This window comes from Luteibacter sp. (assembly GCF_051958795.1).
GTDB lineage: Bacteria > Pseudomonadota > Gammaproteobacteria > Xanthomonadales > Rhodanobacteraceae > Luteibacter.
Genome location: NZ_JBQCFT010000387.1, coordinates 1 through 5,265 on the forward strand (window position 1 = coordinate 1; position 5,265 = coordinate 5,265).

A 5,265-nucleotide genomic window follows, 5' to 3' on the forward strand; every position below is an offset into this window, starting at 1 on the left:
GGGCGCCGGCCCCCACACCAGCCCCCCCACCCTTGGGGCGGGGGGTTGGGGGGGTGGGGGTAATGGGCGGCCTTGTCCCCGCCCCCCCCCGCTCCCACAAGATCGTGCGGGTTGCTCAGCCAACCAGGCCAAGCCGGATCAGGCTTTCCGCACTCGCCACGATCGCATCCTCGCGTGAACGCGGCTTCCACCCCAGCACGCGCTGCGCCTTGGCGCTGGTGGCGCTCAAGTCGACACCGAGCAGGGCGACTACCGGGCGCAACGCCGGATTCTTCCGCGCCGCAAGGCGCACGACCCAATTCGGCAGCACGCGCGTCGGCACCTTCGCCGCCGCCGGCCCCAGGCGCTCGCGCAATACCCGGGCCACGTCGGCCATCGACATGCTCTCGCCCGCGGTGGCGATGAAACGCTCGCCCGATGCCTTCGGATCGAGCATGGCGCGCAGGTGCAGGTCCGCCACGTCGCGGACATCGACGAAACCGGAATTGATCTTCGGGCAGCCCTTCTGGTTGCCTTCCAGCAGGTTCTTCACCAGGCGGACGGAGTGCGAGTAATCCGCACCCAGGGCGGGCCCCATCACGGCAGTCGGGTTCACCGACGAGAGTTCGAGGCCCTTGCCCTCGCGCTTGATGAAATCCCATGCAGCGCGCTCGGCCAGCGTCTTCGACTTCTGGTACGGCGCGATATTTCCCTCGAGGTCGCTCCAGTCGGTCTCCTTGAACGGGCGCGGATAACCGGCCTTGTCCCCTGCCCCGACCGCACCAAACGCGGAGGTGAGCACAACGCGTTTTACACCGGCGTCCCGCGCCGCTCTGAGCACGCGCAGGTTTCCGTCGACGGCCGGGCGGATCCAGTCCTCTTCGCGCACCTGGTCACCGGAAGGCGTAGGCGAGGCGCCGTGCATGACGTAGCTACAACCCTGGGCGGCCTCGGCCCAGCCCGCGTCTTCGCCGAGGTCGGCACGGACGAAGGCCAGGCGGTCACCGGCATCGACACCCGCCGAGCGCAGGTTTTCACGCACCTCGGCCTCGCGTCCAGGTGTTCGCACGGTGGTGCGCACGCGGTACCCGCGTTCCAGCAGCGCGATGATGCAGTGCTGCGCAATGAAACCGGTGCCACCGGTGACGAGGACGAGATCGTGGTTCATGGGTTGCTCCGGCAGTCGCTGAATCCGGAAAGCTTAAGGAGCGAAGCGCGTACGGAGAATGCGATACAGTGCGCATTACTTGCTCGAGAGTACGGCCATGAGTACGGACCCCTTCTCCGACATCCTCCGGTTTACCCAGGCGGAATCGCTCGTCACGGGTGGTTTCAGCGCCAGTGGCCCCTGGGCCATCGCGTTCCCGCCGCCCTCCAGCATCAAGTTCTTCGCCGTGGTGAAGGGCGGCTGCTGGGTGACGATCGAGGGTGAGCCCGAGCCCATCTGGTTCGGCACGGGGGATGTGGGCCTGATCACGGCAAAGCGCCGGATCGTGCTGGCCAGCGACCTTAGCGTGCCACCGCAGGATGCGATGGCGGTGTTCTCCGCGTCGGGCAAATCCGTGGTGACGCTCGGCGATGGCAGCGACTTCGCCCACATCGGCGGCCATGTCCTTCTCGACCCAGCCAGCGGCCGGCTCCTGGCCGACGTGCTACCTGCGTGGATCCACGTGGGCGCCGACTCGCCCCAGGCCACATCCTTCCGCTGGCTGCTCGCCGAGCTGGTCGCGGAGCGGCGCACCGACCAACCCGGCACGCAGCTCGCCTCCGCGCAACTCGCCCAGCTGCTGTTTATCCAGATCCTGCGGGCGCACCTGCAGACCTCGGGCCCCATGCCGTCCGGCTGGCTGCGTGCCCTTGGTGATCCGCGGATCGCGCCGGCCATCCGCCTTATGCACGCCGACCCGGCTCGGGCCTGGAGCCTTGAAGAGCTGGCCCAGGCGTGCGCGATGTCACGGACGACATTTGCCAATCGGTTTCGCGACACAGCAGGAACGACACCGCTGGCTTACCTCAATTCGTGGCGCATGCACCTGGCAACGCGCGCACTGAGTGACGGCAAAATCGCTGTCGCTGTCCTTGCCGGCGAGCTTGGGTATGCTTCGGAAAGCGCGTTCAGTGCCGCGTTCAAGCGTGCTATGGGGGAATCGCCGCGGGCGTATCGGATTCGGATTCGTGAGGGATCGGTGTGCGATTCGGAGTTGGCTTAGCTATACCAGAGCACCCGATGGCCGGCCGCCTCGACGGTGCGCGGATAACTCTCTTATGACCTAGCTTTCGAGTAGGATTTTCCGACGCCTTTTTCGAGACTCACACCACGTCAGCTATAGAGTCGAACGCCTCCTCCAGCAACGCTCTGTCGGCGACGCGTTTCGCTGATGTGCGCTGCGCAAGATTGCGCAGCTTGTGCTTCACCGCAGGCAACTCGACCGCATCAGCAAACCCAATCAGACCGAAGTCCGGCGCCTCGTGCTCAACAGAGCGAAGGAACGCCCGTGATGGCTCATCCAGCCAACCTGCGATGCGATCCAAGAGCCGCTCACGAATAGCGAGCAGACCCTCTACTTCTACCGGCTCGGCAGTCATCCCCTTGAAATGCGCGTCGAACGTCGCAGAAAAATCTGCGGGCATATGTGGCGCCAACATCTCCCATGCGGGTTTCGGACTGCACGTCAGATAGACGAGGAACGTTCGCCATAGCTCCTGCCCTGTCCGCTTATCATCAAGCAACAGCCCGACATCGAACAAATCCCGGGGATGCTGTCGCGAGAGCGCGGCGGAAAGCTTGCCCGCATAGAGATCAGCGAAGCTGACGACCTTCACGGAGGCGAACCCAAACGCCTCCTCGACACTAGGTCGCACGACCATCGTGCGCACCGGATGCACGGTTCCGCGCATTACGGGGCTCGTTTCGATCTGCACGCGCGCGTTGCCTCGCCTGACCACGAGGCGATTGATGAAGCCGCCAGCAGATCCCGACGTCTGCACATGAAGCTGAAGCGGACGAGCTCGCAATGCAGCTGCCAGGCGACCAAGGGCTTCCGTTATGAGCCGTGCATCTTCGGCGAAGGGATTGACGGGCAGCCAGGCTAGATCAATATCGACCGACAACCTCGGCAGGTCGTGCTCAAAGAGGTTGATGGCCGTTCCGCCCTTCAAGGCAAACTGAGGCTCTCGAGCCAGCTCGGGAAGGATCTCGATCAGCAATCGCACGCGATCAGCGTATCGCTGCCCTCTTTCGTCAAGCCAAGTGCTCATCCAGATCCGTTGGCAAAGTGATTAGATAGGTCGGGTCCAGACGGCCACCCGGCACCAGGGCGCGCTTGCCGCTACCGAGATCCACACCGTCGAGCGGGACATGCGGCAGCCATGCATGTTGGTGGCGGTGCGCGAGCGCAAGGAACAGGCGCTTGGCCTTGATGCTTCGGCAGTGTCGTAGTTGCTGTGCGAGTCGCTGCGGGCTGAGGGTTGTCATCGACTGCATCAGTGCGTCGATTTCATAGACCAGCGTCGGCTCGGATACGCCGTCACATAGTTCAAGCATGGCGCGCTCGACGGTTGAACACACCAGGGCGCCGTCGCCATCCACGGGCCGGCGGCGAAATAGTCCTCGCTCTGCCAGCGCGGCGTCAGGAACTCCACCCAAAAACATCTGGGAAGCCGAATCGAACGAGCCCAAGCCCATGAACGCAAATCGCTGTTCAAGCGGAAGCTTTGCGAGCCACGCCGGAGGGCGGCGCAGGCCGTACAACGTCACCGTACCGGCATCGCCCAGGCGTAGGTAGTGCTCATGCCCCTGCAAGCTGAGCGCAAAACGGCCGCCAACGTGCACCGAACTACTCACGTCGCCCTGAAGGGTTCGAACCGCGCCCTCCCAGGTCAACCGGCCGCCCGCGCGCAGGTAAACCCCACGGGCAACGGGCACGAGCCAGCCGCCGGCGACATAGCGCACAACCAGGTTGCTCGGATATCCGTGCGTCCTCAGCCAGCGTGCCGAGACGAGCTGAGTGTCGCCGAGCTGGATAAGCAGCGAGTTTAATTTTTTGGGATTTGAGTCACTCACGGTGACTAAAATACGAGTTTTTTAAACTAACGCAAGCGGCGCTGGTTTACCAAGAACAAAGAAAACGTCACTCGGAGCGACCTTCTTAAGGCCGGCGTGATCCAACTCACCCCGCCATACGGAACGTCAGGTTGATCCGCTCGGTACCGGTGAGGGGATGTTGCGCGCTCTTCAGCGGCATGATGCCGTGGTAACGCAGGCGGTCGGCGCCGCCCCACACCACGACGTCGCCATGATGCAGGGACACCCTCGCGGCGCGGTCGGTTCGCTCGTGGCCGCCGAAGAGGAAGGTGGCCGACAGCCCCAGCGACACGGAAACGATCGGCGCGCCGAAATCACGCTCGTTCTTGTCCTGGTGTAGCGACATCCGCGCGCCCGGCGCGTAGTGATTGATCAGGCAGGCATCCGGTTCGAAGCCCGGAAAACCTGCCTCCGCAGCGGCCAGGGTCGCCAGCGACGCGAAGACGTCCGGCATCGCTGGCCACGGCTTGCGCGTTTCCGGATCGACCGAGGTGTAGCGGTAGCCACGCTGGTCCGATACCCAGCCCAGCATGCCGCAGTTCGTCGACGCAACCGACATCGTCAAACCGCCTGGCGTCACCATCCGGCGCAGGGGTGACGCGGCCTCGACGGCAACGATCGCAGGAAAGAGCTCCCCCACGCGACCGAGCGCGAACTCGCGCAACACCACGGCATCGTTACCTAGCCGCAGCGTCGCACCAGTTGGTTCGAACAGGTCAAACGAATCCATACGACTAGCGCCTGAAGACGCCCTTGCGGGCTCGCCTTACTCCCACTCAATCGTAGCCGGCGGCTTCCCCGAAATGTCATAAACAACACGAGAAATACCACGCAACTCATTGATAATGCGCGTAGAGCACTTATCGAGGAAGTCATACGGCAGGTGCGCCCAGTGCGCCGTCATGAAGTCGATCGTCTCCACCGCACGCAGCGCGATGACCCACTCATAGGCGCGGCCATCGCCGACGACGCCCACCGAACGCACCGGCAGGAACACGGCGAACGCCTGGCTCACCCGGTCGTACAGCCCGTGCGCGCGCAGCTCTTCAATGAAGATCGCATCGGCGCGCTGCAGCAGGTCGACGTATTCCGGCTTCACTTCACCCAGCACGCGCACGCCGAGGCCCGGGCCCGGGAACGGGTGGCGGTAGACCATCTCGCGCGGCAGGCCGAGTTCGACGCCGATGCGGCGGACTTCGTCC

6 protein-coding genes are annotated in these 5,265 nt (G+C 64.2%); 1 reads left to right on the top strand and 5 read right to left on the bottom strand.

Translation table 11 applies throughout. The features are described from left to right. Positions 1-115: 115 nt before the first annotated feature. Positions 116-1,147 carry an SDR family oxidoreductase gene (locus ACTHLF_RS20400; protein WP_440329930.1) on the bottom strand — a complete coding sequence of 344 codons (1,032 nt, stop codon included), beginning with the start codon at positions 1,145-1,147 and terminating at the stop codon, positions 116-118. Between the two features lie 97 nt (positions 1,148-1,244). Here ACTHLF_RS20400 and ACTHLF_RS20405 point away from each other — a divergent pair, with 97 nt between their 5' ends. Next, entirely contained in the window at positions 1,245-2,189 is a 945-nt protein-coding gene (locus ACTHLF_RS20405; protein WP_440329932.1) for an AraC family transcriptional regulator, read from the top strand. A 100-nt stretch (positions 2,190-2,289) separates the two neighbouring features. Here ACTHLF_RS20405 and ACTHLF_RS20410 read toward each other — a convergent pair whose 3' ends face one another. From ACTHLF_RS20410 to ACTHLF_RS20425, 4 genes are all read right to left on the bottom strand, one after another. Continuing rightward, positions 2,290-3,192 carry a nucleotidyl transferase AbiEii/AbiGii toxin family protein gene (locus ACTHLF_RS20410; RefSeq protein WP_440329934.1) on the bottom strand — a complete coding sequence of 301 codons (903 nt, stop codon included), beginning with the start codon at positions 3,190-3,192 and terminating at the stop codon, positions 2,290-2,292. A 28-nt stretch (positions 3,193-3,220) separates the two neighbouring features. Next, positions 3,221-4,042: a type IV toxin-antitoxin system AbiEi family antitoxin domain-containing protein gene (locus ACTHLF_RS20415; RefSeq protein ID WP_440329936.1), complete on the bottom strand. Its 822-nt coding sequence runs from the start codon at positions 4,040-4,042 to the stop codon at positions 3,221-3,223. A 106-nt stretch (positions 4,043-4,148) separates the two neighbouring features. Further along, positions 4,149-4,793, bottom strand: a complete 645-nt coding sequence (gene alkB / locus ACTHLF_RS20420) for a DNA oxidative demethylase AlkB (RefSeq protein ID WP_440329938.1) — start codon at positions 4,791-4,793, stop codon at positions 4,149-4,151. A gap of 36 nt (positions 4,794-4,829) precedes the next feature. Continuing rightward, a partial coding sequence (locus ACTHLF_RS20425; RefSeq protein WP_440329940.1) for a GMP synthase (glutamine-hydrolyzing) occupies positions 4,830-5,265 on the bottom strand: 436 nt, incomplete at its 5' end.